The following is a 20777-nucleotide window of genomic DNA, read 5'->3' on the forward strand; positions in this document are numbered from 1 at the left end:
GGAGAAGGGAGTTCACCACGATGGACCCACTCAGCAGACGCAAGGTGCTGCTCGCGGGCGGCACGATGGGGGCGCTCGGCGCGCTGAGCATGGCGGCGCCCGCGCACGCGAAGTCCTTGTGGTCGTGGTCGCCCAGCGGCTCGGTGGCGGGCCGGGGAGCGGGCACCGACCCGCAGTGGGTGTGGGACGAGGAGGCCGACCCGGTCCTCGCGGCCGTCCTCGACCGGGGCGAAGTGTCCAAGGTCAATGAGCTGCTGCGGGCCTGGACGCGCAACGACCAGCCGCTGCCCGACGGACTCCCCCGGGACTTACGGGAGTTCATCGAGCACGCCCGCCGCCTCCCCTCCTGGGCCGACCGGGAGAAGCTCGACACCGGGGCGAAGTTCAGCAAGACCAAGGGCATCTACACCGGCACCCTCTACGGCCTCGGCAGCGGCCTGATGAGCACCGCCATCCCGAGGGAGGCACGCGCCGTCTACTACTCCAAGGGCGGCGCGGACATGAAGGACCGCATCGCCAAGACGGCGAAGCTCGGCTACGACGTCGGGGACCTGGACGCCTACCGGCCCGAGGGCTCGATGGTCGTGACGGCGGTGAAGACCCGCCTCGTGCACGCGGCCGTACGGCATCTGCTGCCCAAGTCGCCCGGCTGGAACGAGCACAACGGCGGCCAGAAGATCCCCATCAGCCAGGCCGACATCCTGGTGACCTGGCACAGCCTCCCCACCTTCGTGATGCGCAAGCTGCTCGAGTGGCGGGTCCGGGTCTCCCCCGCCGACTCCGCCGCCTATCTGCACGTGTGGCAGGTGACGGCACACATGCTGGGGGTCAAGGACGAGTACATCGCGGGCAGTTGGGAGGCCGCCGAAGCCCAGTCCAAGCAGCTCCTCGACCCCGCCATGGGCCCCACGCCCGAGGGCAAGGAGCTCACCGAGGTGCTCCTGGACATCGTGGCCGAGCTCGACGGCGGGCTGACGCGGCCGCTGGTCAGCGCCTTCTCCCGGTACACGCTCGGGGACAAGGTCGGCGACTGGATCGGGCTGAGCGAGGAGCCGTTCTGGGAGCCCCTGATCAGCAGGACGTGGCCGCTGCTCGTGGCCTTCCGCGAGGGCCTGATCCCGCTGCCCCTGGTGCCGGAGGCCGCCTGGACGGTGGAGGAGGCGATCCGTAAGTTCGTGCTGCTCTTCCTCGGCGAGGCCAAGCCCATCGCCATCGAGATCCCCGACATGAACCGCCCCTCCTGACCCGGGAGGTCGGGAAGAGCCCGGGAGAACCGGGCGGTAACATCAAGCACCCGCGACGAAAGGCGAGTTCGACATGCAGGACATGGGGCGGCGCCGCTTCCTCGGCTACATCCTCGCGGCGCCGACCCTGGTGACCGCCGCCGAACTCACCGGGGCGCCGGACGCCGACGCCGCGCCGTCGGGTGCCGAGGCGGGGCTGCCGACCCCCGAGGTGACGGATCTGCTCGACCTCAACGACGTGATGACCTTGGCCGCGCTGCCCACCGCGAACCTGATCACGGTCGAGGTGGGCGCCGACGGCACCGTGTCGTTCGCGCTGCCCCGGGCCGAGGTCGGGCAGGGCATCACCACGTCGACGGCCATGCTCATCGCCGAGGAACTGGACGTGCCCGTGGACCGGGTGCGGGTCACGCTCGCCGATGCCCGCCCGGAGCTGCTGTTCAACCAGCTCACCGGCGCGTCCAACACGACACACGCGACGTACCTCCCGGTCCGGGTCGCCGCCGCCCTCGCCCGCAAGCGCCTCCTCGCCGCCGGGGCCGCCCGGCTCGGCGCCCCGGTCTCCGAACTCACCCTGACGCGCGGCCTCGTCAGCGACCGGGCGGGCCGGAGCGTCGGCATCGGCGAACTCTCCGCCAAGGCCGCCGCCGCACACACCAGCCGGGAGTCCGTCGAGCTGAAGGAGCGCGAGGAGTTCACCGTCATCGGGCGGCCGCACTCCCGCGTCGACGCGCTCGCCGCCGTCACCGGCGCCAAGAAGTTCGCGATGGACCTCGACGTCCCGGACGCCCGGCCGACGATGGTGTGCCGCCCGCCGACCCTCAACGGCACGGTCCGCTCCGTCGCCAACCTCGACGAGGTCCGTGCCATGCCCGGCGTCACCGACGTCGCGACCGTCTCCACCGGAGTGGCGGTGCGCGCGGCGACCTTCGGGCAGTGCATCGACGCGGTGCGCGCCCTGCGGGTGGAGTGGAAGCCCGGCACCGCGGCGGGCAAGTCCGACGAGACCGTGCTGGAAGAGCTGCGCGCCGCCGAACTGCCGCTCGGGCCGAAGCCCCTGACGCCGACCGTGGACGCCACGTTCACCTTCCACTTCCGCAGCAACAGCGCCCTGGAGCCCAACTCCGCGATCGCCGACGTACGTCCGGACCGCGCCGAGATCTGGTCGTCCCTGAAGGCGCCGATCGTCGCCAAGAACGCCATCGCCGCGAAGCTCGGCCTGCCCCCGCACAAGGTCACCGTGCACGTCACCGAGGGCGGCGGCTCCTTCGGCCGCAGGCTCTTCTTCGACGCCGCCCTGGAGGCCGCCGAGATCTCGAAGGCGATGGGCAAGCCCGTACGGCTGATGTGGCACCGCGCCGACGACTCCCGCCAGGGCCGTACGCACCCCATGGCCACCTCGCGCGTCCGCGCCGCCTACCTGGGCAAGACGGTCCTCGGCTACGAGCAGCGGCACACCAGCGTCGCCACCGACCTCAGCCATGGACTCGGCGAGGTCTTCACCGCCCTGGCCGCGAAGCTCCCGGTCGGCGACATCGGCTTCTCCGAGACCTTCTTCCAGCTCTCCCAGTCGATGCCGTACAACTTCGGCCTCGCCACGCGGCTGCTCAACGAGACCGACAAAGGCTTCAACACCGGCAGCATGCGCGGCGTCTACTCGCCGGACGTCACCTGCGCCCGGGAGCTCGTCGTCGACCGGCTCGCCGCGAAGATGGGCAAGGACCCCTACGCGTTCCGCCGCGACTTCCTGCGCGCGGACCGGGCGAAGGCGGCCCTGGACAAGGTCGCGGAGGTCGGCAAGTGGGGGCGCCCGATGGACGCCGACACCGCGCAGGGCATCGCACTGCACACCGAGTACCACTCCGTGAGCGCGGTCCTCGTGGAGATCGACTGCCGCCCGGAGACCGTCAACCGGCCCGTCCGCGACGGCGTCACCGGTCCCCGCGTCACCAAGGTCGTCTTCGCCGTGGACGCCGGGCTCGCCGTGAACCCGCGCGGCCTTCAGGCGCAGATGATGGGCTGTGCCATGGACGGCATCGCGCTCGCCCTGACCTCCAGCCTGCATCTGCGCGACGGCTACTTCCTGGAAGCCAGCTGGGACAACTACTTCTACACCCGGCAGTGGAACACGCCGCCCGAGCTGGAGGTCGTCGTCATGCCCACCACGACCGGCAAGCCCGGCGGCGCGGGCGAGCTCGGTGTCGCCGCGTCCATGGCGGCGGTCGCCTGCGCCTACGGCCGGGCCACCGGGACCATGCCGACCAGCTTCCCGATCAACCACGGCACGCTCTCCTTCACGCCCAAGCCGACCGTGCCGCCCATCCCCCAGTCCCCCACCGACGGCGCCCAGCACGCCCGTTGAACCGCATCACCCACTCGTCGCCCGAGGAGTTCCCCTTGCCGAAGCACACCTTCCGCCTGAACGGCGAACAAGTCACCGTCGACGTCGAGGGGGACGTGCGGCTGCTGTGGGTGCTGCGCGACATCCTGGGTGTCACCGGACCGAAGTACGGCTGCGGCATCAACGTGTGCAAGGCGTGCACCAGCCACCTCAACGGGAAGGCCGTGAACCCCTGCGCGATCCCGGTCGAGGACCTGAAGGCCGACGACGAGGTCACCACCATCGAGGGGCTGCCCGCCACGGTCGGCGCCGAGCTGCACCCGATGCAGCGGGCCTGGCTCGACCAGGACGTGGCCCAGTGCGGCTACTGCCAGCCCGGCCAGATCATGGCGGCGGTCGCCCTGGTCCGCCGAGCCGCCGAGGAGGGCCGCACCATCACCGACGCCGACCTCGACGGCATCCGCAACATCTGCCGCTGCGGCACGTACGTCCGCATCCGTGAGGCGATCAAGGCCGGCGCCGAGATGATGTGAGCAGCCGACCGGTGTGCGGGGCCGCCCTCTTCAGGCCGCGGGGAGACGGTCCAGGAAGCCGAGCACCGTCCGGATGCGGCCGTCCTCGGCGAGCGTGATCACGTCGGAGCCCGCCACGGGCGCGGAGCCGTCGGCGACGGACACCAGCTCCCAGGTGAAGCGCGCGGTGTCGTGGTGCCCGTCGACCGTGCCGGTCTGCCGGAACTCGAAGCCCGGGAACTGCTCCCCCGCCCCGGCGATCACGGCCGCGATCCCCTCGTGCCCGGCCACGTCGGCGAGCGGGTCGGTATAGGTGCCGTCCTCGGTCCAGGCCGCCGCGACGGCCTTGGCCCGGTCGTCGGCGCCCTGCGTGTTCCATGCCTCGAAGTAGCGGGCGACGGCGGTCTCGTACGCGGTGCGGGCGGACGAAGTCATCGTGCTCAGCCTCCTGTTGGGCCTTTGAAGTGGTGTCCGCCGGTGCGGATGACTTCACCTTGCCGGGGAACGGCGGGGCGTGCGATTACGCCGGAGGTAATGCGGGACGCCTTCGGGGCCCGCTCCTCCAGGGTCCCGCTCCTTCAGGGCCCGGCTGCTTCAGGGCCCGGCTGCTTCAGGAGGCCGGCTGCTTCAGGGTGTCGACGAGGACCGACGTCGCCTCGGCGATCAACTTGTTCTCGGGCTCGGCCTTCTCGTCCTTGCGGTTCGTCATGATCGCCACGACGAGGGGCGCGGCGTGCGGGCGCCAGATCACGGCGATGTCGTCCCGGCCGCCGTAGTTGCTGCCCATCCCGGTCTTGTCGCCGACCGTCCAGCCCTTCTCCTTGGCCACCCCGGCCCTGATGAGCTCGTCGCCGGTCTTGTTGGTGCGCAGCCAGGTGGTGAGCTGGGCGCGCTCCGGCTTGCCGAGGACGTCGCCGAGCACGAAGGCCCGCAGGTTCCCGGCGAAGGCGCGGGGTGTGGTCGTGTCCCGGGTGGAGTCCGGGTCCCACATGCTCAGGGCCGTCTCGTAGCGCTCCATGTGCGTGGTGTCGTCGCCGAGGTCCTTGAGCACGGCGTTCAGGGCCTTCGGTCCGCCGAGGTCCTTGAAGAGCAGGTTGGCCGCGGTGTTGTCGCTGTAGCGGACGGCGGCGTCGCAGAGTTCGCGCAGGGTCATGCCGTGGTCGACGTTGCCCTCGGTCACGGGAGAGTTGTCGACCAGGTCCTTCTTCGTGTACTTGACCTTCGTGTCCATCCCCTTCGGCCCGTGCTTGCGCAGCACGGCCCCGGCCGCCAACGCCTTGAAGGTGGAGTTGAACGCGAACCTCTCGCCGTCGCGGTAGGTCACCTCGCGTCCGGTGCCGGTGTCGACGGCGTAGAGGCCGAGGCGGGCGTCGTACTTGCGCTCAAGTCCCTTGAGGGCGGCGGCATACGGCTTCGCTGAGGCGGGGGCGGACGGGGAGGCGGAGGCGGACGGGGACGTCCTGGGCTTCTCCGCCTCGGGGTCGCTGTCCCCGCAGGCCACGAGCGGGACGAGGGAGAGGGTGACGAGCGCGCTGAGCACGCCACGGCGGGCACGGTTGTGCGGCATGGTCCGAAACCTCCGGTGCGGGTCGAGGGAGCCACCCTCACCCGGCGGCGCTCATGCGGTCCAATACACTTCTGATGCTTTTCATGCTGTTTCAGCATGACGTACGGGGAGGGAAGGGGGCCGTCGTGGATCTCGTGGGCGCGTGCCGTGCCTTCATCAGCGTGAGCGAGTACGGCAGCTTCACCGTCGGGGCGTCCGCCGCGCGGATGTCGCAGTCGGTGGCGAGCCGCCGCGTCGCGGCTCTGGAGGAGCGCTTCGGGGAGCGCCTCTTCGAGCGCACCTCGCGCCGGGCGGTGCTCACCCCGTTCGGCCGGGACATGCTGCCGACGGCCCGTCAACTCGTCCTGGCCGCCGAGGTGTTGGAGCACGAGGCGGCCGTGGCCCGGCGCAAGCCATGGCGCCTCGCCGTGCCCGCGGTGTGCGCGAGCGCGGACCTGGCGCGGCTCGTGGCGGACGCGCGCGGGCAGGGCGTCATGCTGGACCTGCGGGCCGCGGCGCCCGCGCGGCGCGCGGAGCTGATCCGCTCCCAGCAGGTGCGGGCCGCGCTGCTCGCGGTGGCACCGGACCGGGCTACGTGGTCGGTGCCGCTCGGCCTGGCCACCGCCGCGGACCCCGGGGTGCGGCGCGTCTACCTCGACACGCTGCGCCGCGGCCGGGCGAGCGGTGACGACGCGGTCCGCCGGGTCTGGCTCCAGCCGGAGGACGACGTGCCGCACGTCCGCGACCCGCTGACGCGGCTGCGCGACGCCGTCGGCCTGCAGCCCGCGCAGCTCGCCGTCGCGGCCGACCTCACCACGGCGGCGGCCGAAGTCCTGTGCTCCCAGGACCTGTTGCTGTGCTCGGCCGCGCAGGCCCGCGAGCTCGGCCTGCACTGGCGCCCGCTCGGCGACCTCGCCCTGGTCCGCGGCTATGCGCTCGGCGCCACCGAGGCCGGCGATCCGGACCTCATCCAGCACCGCCTCGGCGAGGCGCTCGCCGACTGCCTGGGCGCGGCGCCGTGGGCGCCGGCCGCGAACGGGGAGAGCACATGACTGCGTACGGGACCACGGAGCAACTGCTGCGCGAGCTGCGCCGCCGCCTCGACGACGGCGGCCTGCGGGCCTGCCTCCTCGTCCGGGACCTGCGCACCGGGCGGGAGCTCGGCATCGAGCCGGACGCCGAACTGCCGGTCGCCTCCCTGGTCAAGGTGCCGCTCGCACTCGCGACGCTGGAGCGCGTCCGGCGGGGCGAACTCGACGGCGCGGCCCTGCTCGACGTGGCGCCGGGGCGCATCACGACGCCGGGCCCCACGGGCCTGAGCCGCTTCCGCCACCCGGCCCGCATCGCCGTGGAGGACCTGCTCTACCTGAGCACGTGCATCAGCGACAGCACGGCGGGCGACGTCCTGTTCGGGCTCACCCCGCCCGACCGCGTCACCGGGCTCCTGCGCGAGTTCGGCCTGCTGGACCTGACCGTCCGGCACACCCTCGGGGAGCTGGCCGACACACCCCAGGAGCGCCTCGACCGCGGGCAGGCGCCACTGGCCCACGCGCTCGCGATCGGCGCGGGCGACCACGGCCACCGGGTGCCGCAGCTCGACGTCACCCGGGCCAACACGGGCAGCGCCCGCGCGTACGCCGATCTGCTCCAGGCCCTGTGGACCCCGTCGGCGATCCCCGCGGAGACGGCCCGCGGCGTCCGCGAACTGATGGCCCACAACATGATCCGCCACCGCCTCGGCCCCGACTTCAGCTCCGACGCCACCACGTGGTCGTCCAAGACCGGCACACTCCTGAACCTGCGCCACGAGATCGGCGTGGTCGAGCACGCCGACGGCCAGTCCTTCGCCATCGCCGTCCTCACCGAGTCCCTCGTCCCCGCCAGCGTCCAGCCCGGCGCCGACGCCCTCATGTCCCAGACGGCCCGCGCGCTCCGGGACCATCTGCGGCAGCTGTGAGCGGAGGGAAAGGTGAGTACGCGTACTCAAGCACCGCACGCCGCGGGGCAGAGAGCATCGGATCATGCCCGTACGGAAGCCCACCGCAGCCGCCGCCCTCACCGCTTCGCTTCTCGCGCTCACGGTGAGCGGGTGCGGCAAGGACGCGGACGACCTGTTCTCCAACCTCAACGGCACCGCGTCGCAGCGGTCGGAGGCCGGGTCCGCCGCCGCGCCGAACCCCGAGGACGCGAAGAAGGCGGTCCAGAAGCGGGCTGAGGTCGAGCGTGCCCTCGACAAGCTGCGCCGTCGCGGCACGGTCGCCCCGGCGGACGTGCGCCGCGCACTCACGGACCTCGCAGGCCGGGCCCGGGTCTCCGTGGACGACGCGCGCTCGGCGGACGGGGCGCAGCAGGCGGAGGGCAGCGAGTACGGCATCTGGATCGGCGCGACCGCCTGCGTGACCGGCGCCATGTACAAGGACCGTGTGCGGGCGTACGTCAACGGCCGTTATCCGGCGACCGGTTGTCTGCCGCCCGGCCCCGTCGGCTGAGTACCCCCGGCCTCGCCCGGGCAGGTCCAGGGGACCGGACGAGCAAGGGGAGGACGCATGGCGGTGGCCGGGGAGCGGGTCGGTGCGGAGGTCTCGGCGGGCGGGGTCGGGCTGCGTCTCGCGGGGGCCGTGGTGCTGTCCGGGATCGATGTGCCCGCGGTGGGTCCCGGGCAGGTGCTGGGGATCGCGGGCGGCAGCGGCGCGGGCAAGACCCTGCTCCTTGAAGTCCTCGCCGGGCTGCGGGCACCGGACTCCGGCCGGGTCGCGGTCCGTACGCCGCCCGGCGCCCCGCCCGGCGCACTGCGCTACGGGTTCGTGCCGCAGGACGACATCGTGCACCGCGCGCTGCCGCTCCGCACCGCTCTGGAGTACGCCGCCCGGCTGCGCGGCACGGACCTCGCCCACGTTCCGCTGGTTTTGGCGGAGTTGGGGCTGACCGAGCAGGCCGGGCAGCCCGTGCGGACCCTGAGCGGCGGTCAGAGGAAGCGGGCGAGCATCGCCATCGAGCTGCTGTCCCGTCCCGGGCTGCTGTTCCTGGACGAGCCGACGTCGGGGCTCGACCCGCTGGCCGGGGCTCAGTTGACGGAGTATCTGGTCCGGCTCGCCGCCACGGGCGTCACCGTCGTGTTCACCACGCACACGCCCGCCGATCTGCACCGCTGCGACCAGGTGCTGTTCATCGCGCCGAACGGCCGCCCGGGGATGTCGGGCACTGTGGCCGAGGTGCTGCGGGCGTCGCCGGACGGGACGTTCGAGGCGCTGTACGCGGTGGCGGCCGCAGCGTCGACGGCGGCGGTGACGACGGCGGTGACGGCAACCGTGCCGCAGCCCGAGGACGGGGTGGACGGGGTGGATGAGGCAGAGGGGGCAAACGGGGCAGACAAGGCGGGTGGGGCCGACGGGGCCGACGTACGGGCTCTGTTCGTCCCGGCCACCGGGCGGCTCCGCCAGTGGGCCGTCCTGACCGGGCGCGATCTGCGGCTCCTGCGGCACGACCGCCTCACCGCCGCCATCACGACCGGTTCGCCGCTGATCATCATCGCCATGTTCGCGCTGCTGTTCCGCCCGGGGGTCTTCGACCCGGACCGCCCGTCCCCCGCCGCGTCCGCGATGGTGCTGTTCTGGATCGCGTTCGGGGCGTTCTTCTTCGGTCTCGCATACGGGCTTCCGCAGATCTGCGGGGAGTTGGCGGTGCTCCGCCGCGAGCGTCGGACCGTGCTGCGCCTCGGCCCGTATCTGCTGGCGAAGCTCACCGTGCTCGGCCCGGTCCTGCTCCTCGCGGACGCCCTGCTGCTCGTGGTGCTGCGCGCCCTGGACCGGCTGCCCGCGGCCGAACTGTCCGTCCACGCCTCGCTGTTCGCGACGACGGCGCTCGCCTCGTTCGCGGCGCTCGCCCTGGGCCTGTGCTGCTCGGCGCTGGTCTCCGAGCCGAGCCAGGCCGCCCTGGTGCTGCCGCTGCTCTGTTTCCCGCAGGTGCTGTTCTCGGGTGCCTTCGTGCCGGTGCCGCGGATGGCGGCGGGGGGCCGCTGGATCAGCGTCGGGATGACCAACCGGTGGGCGTTCGAGGCGCTCGGGTCGGGCGCCGGGCTTGCGGAGTTGTGGCGGGGCGGCGGCGCGGAGGGGCGGGCGCTGCTCGTCTCGTACGGGGACAGCTTCGGGCGTCCGGCGTGCTGCGGCTGGGTGGTCCTGGCCGGGTGCGCGGTGGTCCTGCTCGCGGCCGCCTGGCTGGTTCTGCGGCGGCGCTGCCCGGCGTCGGCGCACCGCATCGGTGGCTGATCCCCTCGCCCCCGGCCGGGGCCGTGCGCGCGCTCAGCAGCTGACGCGCGGGGCCAGCGCACCCCGCTCCGGAGTGCCGGCGGCGAACGTCTCGCGCAGGAACTCCACGAACCGGTCGATGTCGGCCGCGGTGTTGGCGATGCCCGGCGAGACCCGCACCGCGCCGCCGGACGGCAGGCCGAGCCGCCGTATGTAGCCGTCGATGGTCTCGGCGCGCCAGCGGCCGCCGCCCGCGCGGTGCAGCAGCCGGGGCGCGATGGAGAAGGCTTCCTCGCCCGCGCCCGGGTTGCAGAAGCACCCGGTCCGCACCGAGATGCCCGCCGCCGCGCACTCCCGCGCCACGATCCGCTCGTCGACGACGTGCCCGCGGCTGTCCAGGACGTTCAACGCGACCGTGCCGCCGCGCCCTTCGGTGCCGCGGGGACCGTAGACGCGGACGAGCGGCCGCCCGTCCCGGTGCCGCAGCCCGGCGACGCCGCTCAGCAGCCGCCCGGTGAGACGCGAGACGTGGTCCGCGACGGCCGCCGCCCCCACCGACTCGTACCAGTCGAGGCCGGTGACGATCTGCGGGACGGCGTGGAAGTCCGGGGTGCCGTCCTCGAACGCCGCGGGCGCCTGGGCCATCCGGTGCCACCGGGCGCGGGCGCTGACGACCTGGATCGTGCCGCCCGCGAACCAGGGGCGGCGCAGCGCGGCGAGCGCGTCGCGCCGGGCCACCAGGCTGCCGACGCCGGACGGGTAGCCGAAGACCTTGTACCAGCTGGCCACGACGAAGTCCGCGGGCGCCCGGCGCAGGGACAGCGTCCCCGTCGGCAGGTACGCGGCGGCGTCGAGCAGCGTGTGCCAGCCGGCGGCGCGCGCCTCGCCGACCCACTCCAGCGGATGCCGTACGCCGCTGAAGTTGCTCTGCGCCGGAAAGCAGAACAGCCCTCGCCGCCGCCCCGAGAGCGCGCGTCGCACGGCGCCGCCGGACACCCTCAGCTCGTTCCCGGAGAACGGCACCAGCTGCACTCTCGCCCGCGCACGGCGCGCGAACTCCCGTACTCCGTTGACGGAGTTGTGGTTGTCCTGGGTGAGCAGCAGCGGCCTCGACCACCGGTTGAACGGATATGCCTCCGCCACCAGCTTCACGGCCTGCGAGGCGTTGGCGGTGAAGATCACGGTGTACTGCTCCGGATCCGCGTCCAGGAACCGGAGCACCCGCGCCCGGGCGTCCTCGACCAGCGCCGTGGACGCCCGTGACGCCGGGCTCTCCGTGTGCGGATTGCCGAACGCCCTGCTGCGCAGCCGCGCCGCCTGCGCGTCGGCGAGGCGCCGCGGTACGGGAGCGGCGCCGGTGTGGTCGAGATACACCTCCCCCGCCTCGTCCAGGTAGCCGAACTCCTCGGCGCGCAGCCGCGCGAAGAACCCCTCACCCCGCTCGTCGTCCGTGCTCACCTACACAAATCTCCGCTTTTCGCGCGGAGGTGTCCAGATCCAGGCGGACGAGAGCTCAAACGGTCAACTGTTCAGTGTGCAGGACGCCTTGGCGGTCTTGCCCGGGTCGCTCTCGGAGCGGGCGGTGAGCGTGACCTTGCCGTGGCGGTCGGCGTGCGGCTTCGCGTTCACGGCGACCTCGACCTGGGCCGAGCGGCCGGTCTTCGCAGTGGCGAGCCGGTTGGGGAGCCAGGCGGACCAGCCGCGGCCGGATGCCTTGGCCGTCAGCCGGTAGACGTCCGACCCCAGATACCGGTCGAGCCCCTTGCCCTGGTCGGCGGGGGCGGCCCGCCCGGTGTTGGCGAGGTCGAAGGAGCACACGGCCCGGCGCGCGGGGTTGCCCTTGGCCTTGCCGCGGCCGAGATCCACGCCCCTAAGCTGCGGGCCCGCCCCGTCGAGGGACTTCACGGCGATGGTGTACGAGAGCACGCCGGTGGGGCCGCGCTGCAGGTCGAGGACGTAGAAGTGCAGCCGGTTGGCCTCGTCGACGTACTCGTACTGGCTGCCGGAGTCGGCCCCGGCGTGCAGCAGGGCGTCGCTGAGCTGGCGGTAGTCGCCCATGGTGATCTTCTGAGGGGTGCCGTCGGGGCGTTTGAAGTCCACCATGTCGATGTCCTCGGGGTGCGCGTCGACCACCCAGGCGAACGGCGCCCGGTCCTGGTTCTTGGTCTTGGCGAGCAGCACACCGTGGTCGGGAGTGAAGGAGTCCATGCCCATGCGGTCGACGACCTCGACGGTGTAGTTGTCGTAGCCGCCGCCGTCGCACAGCGGATCGGCGGCCGGATCGCAGGCCGGTGAGAGGTCGCGGCCCATGGTGACGTTGACGCCGCTGAGCCCCTTGTCGCCGGGCGGCGCGGCACGGGCGGTGACGCGGGCGACGACGGTTCCGGAGCCCTTCAGGGCGTCCCGGTCCAGGCGCAGCACGTTCTTCTCGTCGACGATCCCGAGCTTGAGCTTGTCGCGCAGGACGTGCTGGGCCCCCATCGAGGCGCCGTTGGTGGCGGGTATCTGCCAGCGCGTGTGCGGCCCGCCGGGCCCGTTGAACGAGCCGCGCGAGAGCATGCCCCAGATCCCGGTGTACGAGCGGCGCAGCGGAGTCCCGTACGGGTTGTTGTAGTTGTCGCCGATCCCCAGGATGTGGCTGAGCTCGTGGGCGTACACGGCCATGCCGGAGCTCTCGGCCTGGGTGGACGAGCCGTCCGCCGCGTTGGGCCAGATGCGGGCGGCGGCGGCCCACGAAGTCCAGGGCACGTAGCGGGTGTTGGCGGCGTTTGTGCCGGAGGCGATGGGCGAGGGCGGCCCCCAGGCGGCCGGGACGTCCTGCGGGCCCGCGAACTTCATCTGCCCGAACTCCTGCCAGATGGACGACTCGTCCTGTCCGGCGGTGAGGTAGAAGACGAAGTCGTACTTCGCGGTCTCCCCGCCGCCCACGTCGGCGGTCCAGGCGGCTTTTCCGTCGGTCCGGATGTTCTTCCCGCAGGTGGTGCCGAGCGGGCAGGCGCCGGGATTCATGCTCGGCTCGATGCCGTACTGGTAGGACTTGAACGGCATGCGGTAGACGCCGAAGGCGGTCAGGTCGACCCCGATGCGGCCTCCGGAGTCCTCCATCCAGTACTCGTTGATGGTGTGCCCGTGGTTGAGCGCGCCCGGCTTGTTCAGCAAGTCCCGGTAGAAGGCCGGTAGTTGACTGCGGGGGATGTCGGAGGCGCCGGGCTGCGGATTCCCGAAGAGGCTCGAACCGGCCGCCTTGCTCGCGGTGAACTCCTCGTCGGGGTAGTCGAGCAGCACGAGGGCGCCCTTGAACGTCCGCTTACTGGGCTTGTGTTGGGGGTCGGACCAGTCGGTGCCGGGGACGGAGCGGTAGTCCGCCCAGGTCATGTCGTCGGGGTTCTGCCAGTGCTGCGGGTCGGTCGGCTGGACGAGGGGCGGGGGCCGGTGCGGCCGGTCGGCGGCGTGCGGGTCGGCCTGTGCGGGCCCGGCGGCGAGGGCCGCGGCGAGGAGACCGAGGAGTGCGACGGGGAGGACGCCGCGTATGCGTCTACGACGGAGGAACAAGGCTCACTCCTAGCCCGGAGGACGAGAACCAGAACATGACAAGCCGTTCGGTCTGCACCTTCCGCCGTGGCGGGTGGGACGTCAACGCACTTTTGGGACGTCATGCCGGGTCCACCACGTGCAGGCGCAGTTCGCTCACGTAGCGGCGCCCCCGCGCATCGTGCACCCAGGCGCGGTCGGGGCCCGGGAGTGCCTCGCTGACGACGAGTCCGGCGTCCGCGTCCGGGCCGGAGCGGCGCCGGGCGGCGCGCAGCAGGGTGCACAGCGACGCCACGTACACGGGGCTGGTGAAGTCGACGTAGACGGGCTTCATCTCTCCCTCGACCTTGATGAACACCCGCTCGGGCAGGCCCAGTCCGGCCCGCCAGCGCCGTACCGCCAGATAGTCCTCCCGCTCGCTGCCGCCCGCGCTCTTGCTGCGCTTGGGGAGGGCCACGGCGTCCACCCCGGTGCGCCAGGTCTCCCGGAACAGGACGAGGTGGTCGACGACGACGCGCGGCAGGTGCGCCCCGTGCGTGACCGTCTTGTAGGCGTCGACCGCGATGAGCGTGAGGAAGACGCCGAACATCTCGATGAGCGGCAGCTCTTGGCCGTCCGGCAGCACCGCCCGTACCTTCGCCGCTTCGCCGTCGCGGCGCAGCCGGACCGCGGAGACGGGGACGAGGCGGCGCCGGTCGACGCCCGGGGCCGGGGCGAAGCCGAGGAGCAGGTCGCTCTCGATCACCTCGGCCGGGACCATGCGTCCGGTGCTCCGCGGCCACGTGGCGGGCAGCAGGGGCACGACGCGGGGTGCCCGGTAGTCGGAGTGCGCCTGCCGGCCGGCGAAGGCCGGGTCGTCGGCGGACCAGGTGAACAGGTTCACGAGCAGCGTGGGCGCGCAGGCGTGCATCTCGCCGAGCACCACTTCGTACGCGCCTCGGTTGACGGCCTCGGCGGACTCCGCGCAGATCTGGAGGTCGGGGCTGTGGATGCGGGCGAGGGACCAGCCGGGGCGCTCGGCGGCGAAGATCCGCCGGGCCTCGGGGGCGAGTTCGGCGGCGGAGAGCCGGACGGTGGACGTGTCGCGGGCCCCGTCCTGGTTCAGCCCGAGGAGGGTGTGCCAGCGGCGGGCGAACTCGTCGGTGACGTCGTCCACGGGGCGGCGGTCGTTGCTCCAGAACAGCCGCAGTGCGGGACGCCACAGGTCGGCGAGGGTGACCTCCGGGCCGGACGCGTCAGGGGTGGTGACGGCCGCAGCGGCCGCCTTGTCGAACAGCTTGGCCAGTTCCCGGTCGTAGGCGTCGACGAGTTCGGCGCTGAACCACCGGGTGGCCTGGAGCACGAGGGACAGAGGCGGGGCCAGCCGGTCCAGGAACTCACTGCCGATCGTCAGGCCGATGTCGCGCGTGGTGTCTTCGTAGCAGAGCCCCCGGCCCGCGTACGTCTTGCCCTGCGCCCGGCTGGGCTCGCGCCGGGTGAGGGCGGTGAACTCCCGGTCCAGGGCGTCCAGGGCGGCGGCCAGGCGTTCGCTGTCACCGGCGGCCGCGGCGACGTCGTCGCGTGCGACGCACAGCCGGGCGAAGGCGGCGCGTGCGCGGGCCGCCGCCACCGGGTCGCCGATGGCCGCGAGCCGTCGGCGCACGGCGGTCTCGGCCCGTGCGTCGGTGGGCAGGTTGGCGTCCCAGGCGATCAGCCGTCGGCGCGAGAGCTGAGTGAGGATGCGGTGGACGTCCTCCGCGCGGCACAGCCCGGTGCCCGGGGCCGGGTCCGGGGCCGGGTCCAGATCCAGGTCTGGGTCCGGGGCCGGGTCGGCGAGGAGGCGTTCGGCGATCACGGCGGCGGGCGTCTCCCCGTCGCACAGCGCCGCGACGGCCGCCTGGAGCGGTGTCAGACGTATCGGCGTCGCCCCCTGGCGCAGGAGCCGCTGCCCCTCAACTGCCAGATGGGGATGGAGGGTCGGGGGCAGCCAGGCCCTGATCCCGGGGTCCTCGGCGAGCCAGGCGCCGAACGCGGCCAGCGCCCAGGGTTCGAAGAAGACCTGTCGGCGGCCGGGCATCGTGCTGCCGGGAGTGAGGGTGAGAGCGGTGGCGTCGGGGTCCACCCGGACCCAGGCGGACGGGCCGAAGAAGCCGATGGTCTCGGCCTTGCCGCAGTAGCGCTGCCAGTAGCGGCTCAGGTCCTGTTCGCGGCGCCTGCGGGTGGTGTTCCTGCGGGGCGTCGGGCCGCCGCGGCGCAGGGAGTCGAGCAGGGTCAGGGCGCCGCGGTTCTGCCAGGTCATGGCCTCGCGCAGCAGCGGGTCCGCGGCCACGGCGCCGATCTCGCGGGCGCAGTGGTCCGTGGCGCGCCCGAAGGCGGTCTCGAACTCCTCGCGGGTACCGGCCCCGGCGAGGTGGCGGTCCGTCACGTCGGCGCAGTCCGGTGCGCCGAACCTGGTGAGCCCGTCGACCGGGAATCCGGCCGTGCGCAGCACCGCGTCGCGCCAGACGCGCCAGCCGGTGGTGCCCAGTTCCACGCTGTGGGCGTGCGGGTCGTGCTCTGTCATGCGTCCTCGTCTCGCTCGTCGACTCGTGCTGATCAGGTGGCCGCCACGGCCCGGTCTCAGCTGGGCAGCCGGATCCCCAGCCCCCGCCTGCGGGCCTCGCGGTCGATCACGCTGCCCAGGGCCACGTCGTTGACCGCCATGCCGAAGGGGTTGAACACGACGCGGCCGCGCGGCGGGAGGGTCAATTTCCGCTGCCCGGCGACGAGTTCACCGATCTCGGCGTCCACGGCGCGCGCTGCGGGCGGGGTGTTCGGAGGGATGTCCGGTACGGGGTGCCGGGTGACCTTGCCGTCCGCGATGAGCCTGCCGAGCAGTCGTCGGTGGTCGGCCGCCACCAGCTGCCGGCTGTCCACGACCAGCACGTCCGCGCCCATGAGCAGCCCCTCGGCGCAGTCGTCGAGCCCCACGTTGACCGTGAGGCTCCCGGCGGGCACGTCGTGGAGGTCCAGGTACGGCCGGTCCGTGGTGGTGGCGGCCACGACGAGCGACGCCCCGTCGAGGGCCTCGGCGGGGCTCGCGGCGGCGCGCACGCGGACGGGGCCGAGTTCCGCCGCGAGGACACGGGCCGCTTCGGCACACCGTGCGGCGTCCAGATCGTACAGGCGGATGGTGCGCGGGGGCTCGGGCAGGGTGCGGGCGAGAACGCGTGCGTGGGTCCGGCCGATGGGCCCCGCGCCGAAGATCGCGACATCGGTGACCGGGGCGGGGGCCAGGTGCAGCGCCCCGAGCGCGCTCACGGCGGCGGTACGGGTGGCGGACAGCTCGGCGGCCGCCATCAGCGTGCGTATGTGAGCGGTTTCGACGTCGTACAGCGCGAGCAGTCCGCCCGCACGCGGGAGGCCCTTTGCGGGGTTGCCGAGACAACTGTTGATGATCTTTGTGCCGGCGACGGTGGCCGGGGTGCCGAGCGCCGCGGGCAGACACAGACTCCGCGCCCACCCCTCCGTGTGGTCCCAGCGCAGATACGCCTCCTCCGGCAGGACGACCGTGCCTCGGGCGTGGTCACGCTGCGCCCGCGCGATGGCGTCCACGACGGGCAGATCCGCCAGCACGGCGGCTACGGAGGGCGTGTCCAAGTACAGAATGTCGTTCACGGCTGTGCCTCTTCTTCAGAGTGGGGCGGGACGGGCGGGACGGACCGGACGGGCCCGAAGGTCCGGAAGGTCCGGATGGGCGGGATGCCCGGAGCAGGGCGAAGCCCGCGAGCGCCGCGGCGGCGAGCAGCACGCCCGCGGCCGTGAGGTAGGCCGTTGACACGCCCTCGGCGAGGGCGTCGGCGACCGCCTCGGTGACCCGGGCGGGGGCAGGGGACGAGGAGTGGCCCGCGCCGTCGCGGACGGCGCGGGCGATGCTCTCGGCCATCGACGACGGCAGTCCCGCGCCGGTGAGCGCGCCCGGCAGACCGGCGACGAACCGCGCGGCGAACACGCTGCCGAGGACCGAGGTGCCGAGCACGGAGCCGAACTGGCGGAAGGCGGTGGCGCTGCTGGACGCGGCCGAGGCGTCCTCGGGGCCGACCGCCATGATGGCGGCGGTGGTGGCGGGCGTGACGGTCAGACCGAGTGCCGCGCCCAGGAGCGCCATGCCGCCCGCGGACACGGCGTCGGAGGCGCGGGCCGTCTGGCAGAGCGCCAGGACGCAGGCGCCCGCGGCGGAGAGCAGGAAGCCGACAACGGCCACGCTCAGGGGGTGGAAGCGGGCCAGGAGTCGGCCGCTGACGGTGTTGGTGACCAGGAAGGGCACGACCAGGGCCAGCAGATGGACGGCCGCCGCGAGCGGGGAAAGGCCGCGCGCGCTCTGGAAGAACAGGGACTGCAGATAGCAGGCGCCGACGAAGCCGAGCATCGCGCAGCAGGCGAGCAACAGCCCCGCCAGGTGCGGCAGTCGGGCCATCGGGCGGACCCGCAGCATGGGGTCGGCGGCCCGCCGCTCGACCAGGACGAGGGCCACCACACCGAGCAGGCCCAGGGCGAGCGCGGTGAGGGTGACCGGGTCGCCGTAACCGCTGTGTCCGGCGCGGGTGATGGCGTAGACGGTCAGCCCCAGGCCCGCGATGGCGCAGACCTGGCCGGGAAGGTCCAGGCTCCGCCCGGGAGTGCGCGACTCCGGTACGCCCCAGCGCGTCAGGACCAGGGTGATCGCGGCCAGGGGGACGTTGACGAGGTACGCGGCGTGCCAGCCGACGCGGTCGACCAGCAGTCCGCCCAGGACGGGACCGCAGGCCAGGGCGACGCCGGAGGAGGTGATCCACGTCGACACGCGCCGCATGCGACGGGCCGGATCGTCGGTGCTGAGCGAGAGGATCGCCAGCGAGGTCGGCAGCACCACCGCCCCGCCGACACCGCTGACGGCGCGCCCGGCGAGGAGCTGGGCGTAGGACCCGGCGGTCGCGGCGGTGAGCGAGCCGCAGGCGATCAGGACGGTGCCGAGCATGTAGACGCGGCGCCGGCCGAAGCGTTCGGCGACCGTTCCGCCGGTGAGGACGAGGACGGCCACCATCAGCGTGTAGAGACTCGCGATCCAGCTCAGGGCGCCCGGCGGCACATGAAGGTCGTCCTGGATCGCGCGCAGGGTGGCCATGGCGGCCGTGGTCTCCTGCAGGCTCATCACCACGCCGCCGCAGCAGGCGGCCGTGGTCAGCGCCGGATACCGGAGGGTGGCGGCGGTGGCCCGGGCGCTCACCTGTCGTCACCCCGGCGCCGGGGCCGCCTGCTGCTCCTGCGCAGCCGGATGCCGGTGATCGAGGTGAACGCGACGGGGACGAGGACGAGTTGCCACATGCCCGTGGCGATCACGATCAGGAACGTGAGCGGCCAGACGGCGCCCGCCACGGCCAGGGCGACGCGCCGGGAACGGATGCCGCCGCTCTCCCTCTTGGGGTTTCTGCCCGCGTACAGCGGCCGCGGGGCGGGCAAGTCAGTGAACAGGGCGGTCAGTTCACTCACGCCGGTCGCGCGCAGTGCCGCCGCCGAGCGTGTCTCGTAGGTCCGCGCGTCGAGGCGCCCCTCGGCGTAGTGCTGGCCGAGGGCTTCGACGGCCTGGTCGCGTTCGGCGTCTCCGGCGCGCAGCCCTGTGTTTCCCGCGCGCAGTCCGTTGTCTTCTGCGCGCGGCCCTTTGCGGTGGTCGACGGTCATGTCTGTGCTCCGTTGTGCGTTCGCGGCGCCACCGGTCGTACGGCGGCCTGCACGGGGTCCCAGTCGGCGGGCCGGTCCGGCAGCCGTGCCGGGGCGGCGAGTTGCGCGCCGCGGTGGGCGCGGGCCAGCAGGCGGCAGTGGGTGACGGCCTCCGCGGCCACGATTCCGCTCAGGGCGGTTCCGACGATGCCGCTGCCGTAACGGGTGCTCTGGCCGACGACGTAGAGCCCCCTGACGGCGGTCTCGACGCCCGGCCTGGCGCTGATCGTGCCCCACGTGCCCAGTCCGTAGGGGGTGCCGCCGGTCGATCCGGTGTAGCGCTCGTGGGTCAGCCCGGTGGAGGTCTCGGCGTGCACGATGTGCTGCTCCAGCGGGCCGAGGGCACCCGGCGCGCCCACCGGGCCCAACACCTCCCGGGCCGCGTCCAGGAGCATCCGCTGGACGCGCTCCTTGTCCTGCCGGTAGCCCGGGTCGCGCCGGTAGCGCAGGGGGTAGGAGCCCGGCAGCCGGTACGGCGTCATCACCTGGACGTTGCTGTGCCCCGGCGGGCAGACGGTGGCCGACGCCGGATCCTTCCGGGACGCCGACGAGACGAAGACGAAGGGGAGTTGTCCCTCAGGGCAGCCCGCACGCAGCTGCGCGTAGGCGTCCTCGATGTCCCAGCCCCGGTGGAACCAGATGTTGGCGTCGGGCAGCCGGTCGAGCGGCGTGGAAAGGCCCAGGTAGAGCACGGCGACCGGCATGCGCATGCGCGCCTGGCGGGTCCTGCGCACCAGGGCGGGCGGGAAGTGCTCGGGGCCGGCCAGCTCCAGGACGGTGCGCGGGAAGTCGGCGCCCGACACCACGACGGGTGCCGTCAGGACCTCGCCCGAGGCCAGGCGCACCCCGACGGCCCTGCCGCGGTCGACGAGGATGCGCTCGACGCGGCACCTGGTGCGCACCTCCCCGCCGTCGGCCCGGAGGGACTCGATGAGGGCGGCGCTGAGTGTCTGTCCCCCGCCCTCGGGGTAGTAGGCGCCGCGCAGATAGCTGTCCAGCATGTACACGTGGGTGAGCACGGTCGTCTCGCTCGGCGGCGACCCGTAGTTGCCGGACTGCGCGGCCAGCAGGGCCGCCGCCCGCCGCGACAGGCCGCAGTGGTCGAAGAGTTCGGACAGCGGACGGTTCGCCCAGCGCGTCGCGTACGGCATGCCCCGGCCCAACTCCGCGGGCGCGGGCTCGCGTTCGGCCAGCAGGGCGGCACGCTTCTCCTCGCCGATGCCCGCGCAGACGCGCAGGAAGAGGCCGATGCCGTCGGCGTCGCCCGGGCAGGCCGCGCTCAGGCGCCGTCGGTACGCGTCCCAGCCCGAGCCGACTTCCAGGGTGCGGCCGGGAAAGCGGACCGTGTCGAAACAGCCGGGGTCCAGCGGCCTGAACCTGACGCGGTCCGCGAGGCCGAGCCCCCGGTACACGGCGGGCAGCAGCCCGTCGGGGCCGCAGTCGCCGATGTAGTGCGTGCCGACGTCGAACTCGTACCGTCCCTGCCGTCGCCGTCGGCGGAAGACATGGGAGCTGCCTCCGGGCACGGAGTGCTGCTCGCAGACCAGGACCTTGCGGCCGTCCGCCGCGAGGTAGGCGGCGCAGACCAGGGCGCCGATGCCGCTGCCGACGACGATGGCGTCCCACTTCTCGTTCCTCGTCACC

The 20777-nt window shown here is 73.2% G+C and carries 16 protein-coding genes; 7 read left to right on the forward strand and 9 right to left on the reverse strand.

All coding sequences use genetic code 11. The annotated features are described in order from the left end of the window. Window positions 1-20 precede the first annotated feature (20 nt). From ACFWYM_RS14755 to ACFWYM_RS14765, 3 genes are all read left to right on the forward strand, one after another. Complete coding sequence (locus ACFWYM_RS14755) at window positions 21-1244, forward strand: oxygenase MpaB family protein (protein ID WP_384835492.1); 1224 nt, start codon at window positions 21-23, stop codon at window positions 1242-1244. 73 nt (window positions 1245-1317) lie between these two features. After that, entirely contained in the window at window positions 1318-3606 is a 2289-nt protein-coding gene (locus tag ACFWYM_RS14760; RefSeq protein WP_384835495.1) for a molybdopterin cofactor-binding domain-containing protein, read from the forward strand. Between the two features lie 35 nt (window positions 3607-3641). After that, window positions 3642-4118 (forward strand): (2Fe-2S)-binding protein, encoded by a 477-nt coding sequence (locus ACFWYM_RS14765; protein ID WP_384835498.1) that lies wholly within the window; start codon window positions 3642-3644, stop codon window positions 4116-4118. Between the two features lie 30 nt (window positions 4119-4148). Here ACFWYM_RS14765 and ACFWYM_RS14770 read toward each other — a convergent pair whose 3' ends face one another. After that, entirely contained in the window at window positions 4149-4532 is a 384-nt protein-coding gene (locus ACFWYM_RS14770; protein ID WP_384835501.1) for a nuclear transport factor 2 family protein, read from the reverse strand. Window positions 4533-4707: 175 nt separating this feature from the next. After that, window positions 4708-5664 carry a class A beta-lactamase gene (gene bla, locus ACFWYM_RS14775; protein WP_384835503.1) on the reverse strand — a complete coding sequence of 319 codons (957 nt, stop codon included), beginning with the start codon at window positions 5662-5664 and terminating at the stop codon, window positions 4708-4710. Between the two features lie 125 nt (window positions 5665-5789). Here bla and ACFWYM_RS14780 point away from each other — a divergent pair, with 125 nt between their 5' ends. The 4 genes from ACFWYM_RS14780 (at window position 5790) to ACFWYM_RS14795 (ending at window position 9908) form a co-directional block, all read left to right on the forward strand. Further along, window positions 5790-6695: a LysR family transcriptional regulator gene (locus ACFWYM_RS14780; protein WP_384835506.1), complete on the forward strand. Its 906-nt coding sequence runs from the start codon at window positions 5790-5792 to the stop codon at window positions 6693-6695. Further along, window positions 6692-7600 carry a serine hydrolase gene (locus tag ACFWYM_RS14785; RefSeq protein ID WP_384835509.1) on the forward strand — a complete coding sequence of 303 codons (909 nt, stop codon included), beginning with the start codon at window positions 6692-6694 and terminating at the stop codon, window positions 7598-7600. The genes ACFWYM_RS14780 and ACFWYM_RS14785 overlap by 4 nt, the downstream gene beginning before the upstream one ends. A gap of 64 nt (window positions 7601-7664) precedes the next feature. Beyond that, window positions 7665-8132 carry a hypothetical protein gene (locus ACFWYM_RS14790; RefSeq protein ID WP_384835512.1) on the forward strand — a complete coding sequence of 156 codons (468 nt, stop codon included), beginning with the start codon at window positions 7665-7667 and terminating at the stop codon, window positions 8130-8132. A gap of 57 nt (window positions 8133-8189) precedes the next feature. Further along, window positions 8190-9908, forward strand: a complete 1719-nt coding sequence (locus tag ACFWYM_RS14795; RefSeq protein ID WP_384835515.1) for an ATP-binding cassette domain-containing protein — start codon at window positions 8190-8192, stop codon at window positions 9906-9908. A 33-nt stretch (window positions 9909-9941) separates the two neighbouring features. Here ACFWYM_RS14795 and ACFWYM_RS14800 read toward each other — a convergent pair whose 3' ends face one another. The 7 genes from ACFWYM_RS14800 to ACFWYM_RS14830 all read right to left on the reverse strand — a co-directional run bounded on the left by ACFWYM_RS14800 (window position 9942) and on the right by ACFWYM_RS14830 (window position 20776). Beyond that, window positions 9942-11345: an aminotransferase class V-fold PLP-dependent enzyme gene (locus tag ACFWYM_RS14800; RefSeq protein ID WP_384835518.1), complete on the reverse strand. Its 1404-nt coding sequence runs from the start codon at window positions 11343-11345 to the stop codon at window positions 9942-9944. A gap of 63 nt (window positions 11346-11408) precedes the next feature. After that, window positions 11409-13439, reverse strand: coding sequence for a M6 family metalloprotease domain-containing protein (locus ACFWYM_RS14805; RefSeq protein ID WP_384835521.1), 2031 nt, complete (start codon window positions 13437-13439; stop codon window positions 11409-11411). A 100-nt stretch (window positions 13440-13539) separates the two neighbouring features. Continuing rightward, window positions 13540-15960 (reverse strand): lantibiotic dehydratase, encoded by a 2421-nt coding sequence (locus ACFWYM_RS14810; RefSeq protein ID WP_384835523.1) that lies wholly within the window; start codon window positions 15958-15960, stop codon window positions 13540-13542. Window positions 15961-16016: 56 nt separating this feature from the next. Beyond that, window positions 16017-17054 carry an ornithine cyclodeaminase gene (locus tag ACFWYM_RS14815; RefSeq protein ID WP_384835526.1) on the reverse strand — a complete coding sequence of 346 codons (1038 nt, stop codon included), beginning with the start codon at window positions 17052-17054 and terminating at the stop codon, window positions 16017-16019. Further along, on the reverse strand, window positions 16963-18642 hold the full coding sequence (locus tag ACFWYM_RS14820; protein ID WP_384835529.1) for an MFS transporter: 1680 nt from the start codon (window positions 18640-18642) through the stop codon (window positions 16963-16965). The genes ACFWYM_RS14815 and ACFWYM_RS14820 overlap by 92 nt, the downstream gene beginning before the upstream one ends. Then, complete coding sequence (locus ACFWYM_RS14825) at window positions 18639-19094, reverse strand: DUF1707 domain-containing protein (RefSeq protein WP_384835532.1); 456 nt, start codon at window positions 19092-19094, stop codon at window positions 18639-18641. The genes ACFWYM_RS14820 and ACFWYM_RS14825 overlap by 4 nt, the downstream gene beginning before the upstream one ends. Further along, window positions 19091-20776, reverse strand: a complete 1686-nt coding sequence (locus ACFWYM_RS14830; RefSeq protein ID WP_384835535.1) for a phytoene desaturase family protein — start codon at window positions 20774-20776, stop codon at window positions 19091-19093. The genes ACFWYM_RS14825 and ACFWYM_RS14830 overlap by 4 nt, the downstream gene beginning before the upstream one ends. Window position 20777 lies beyond the last annotated feature (1 nt).

The organism is Streptomyces sp. NPDC059009 (assembly GCF_042740175.1).
Lineage (GTDB): Bacteria > Actinomycetota > Actinomycetes > Streptomycetales > Streptomycetaceae > Streptomyces.

Bases quoted from the DNA above. Each gene is read 5' to 3' on its own strand.
- ACFWYM_RS14795 (WP_384835515.1), top strand. From the start codon at position 8,190: ATGGCGGTGGCCGGGGAGCGGGTCGGTGCGGAGGTCTCGGCGGGCGGG.
- ACFWYM_RS14810 (WP_384835523.1), bottom strand. From the start codon at position 15,960: ATGACAGAGCACGACCCGCACGCCCACAGCGTGGAACTGGGCACCACC.
- ACFWYM_RS14785 (WP_384835509.1), top strand. From the start codon at position 6,692: ATGACTGCGTACGGGACCACGGAGCAACTGCTGCGCGAGCTGCGCCGC.
- ACFWYM_RS14760 (WP_384835495.1), top strand. From the start codon at position 1,318: ATGCAGGACATGGGGCGGCGCCGCTTCCTCGGCTACATCCTCGCGGCG.
- ACFWYM_RS14825 (WP_384835532.1), bottom strand. From the start codon at position 19,094: ATGACCGTCGACCACCGCAAAGGGCCGCGCGCAGAAGACAACGGACTG.
- ACFWYM_RS14755 (WP_384835492.1), top strand. From the start codon at position 21: ATGGACCCACTCAGCAGACGCAAGGTGCTGCTCGCGGGCGGCACGATG.
- ACFWYM_RS14790 (WP_384835512.1), top strand. From the start codon at position 7,665: ATGCCCGTACGGAAGCCCACCGCAGCCGCCGCCCTCACCGCTTCGCTT.
- bla (WP_384835503.1), bottom strand. From the start codon at position 5,664: ATGCCGCACAACCGTGCCCGCCGTGGCGTGCTCAGCGCGCTCGTCACC.
- ACFWYM_RS14770 (WP_384835501.1), bottom strand. From the start codon at position 4,532: ATGACTTCGTCCGCCCGCACCGCGTACGAGACCGCCGTCGCCCGCTAC.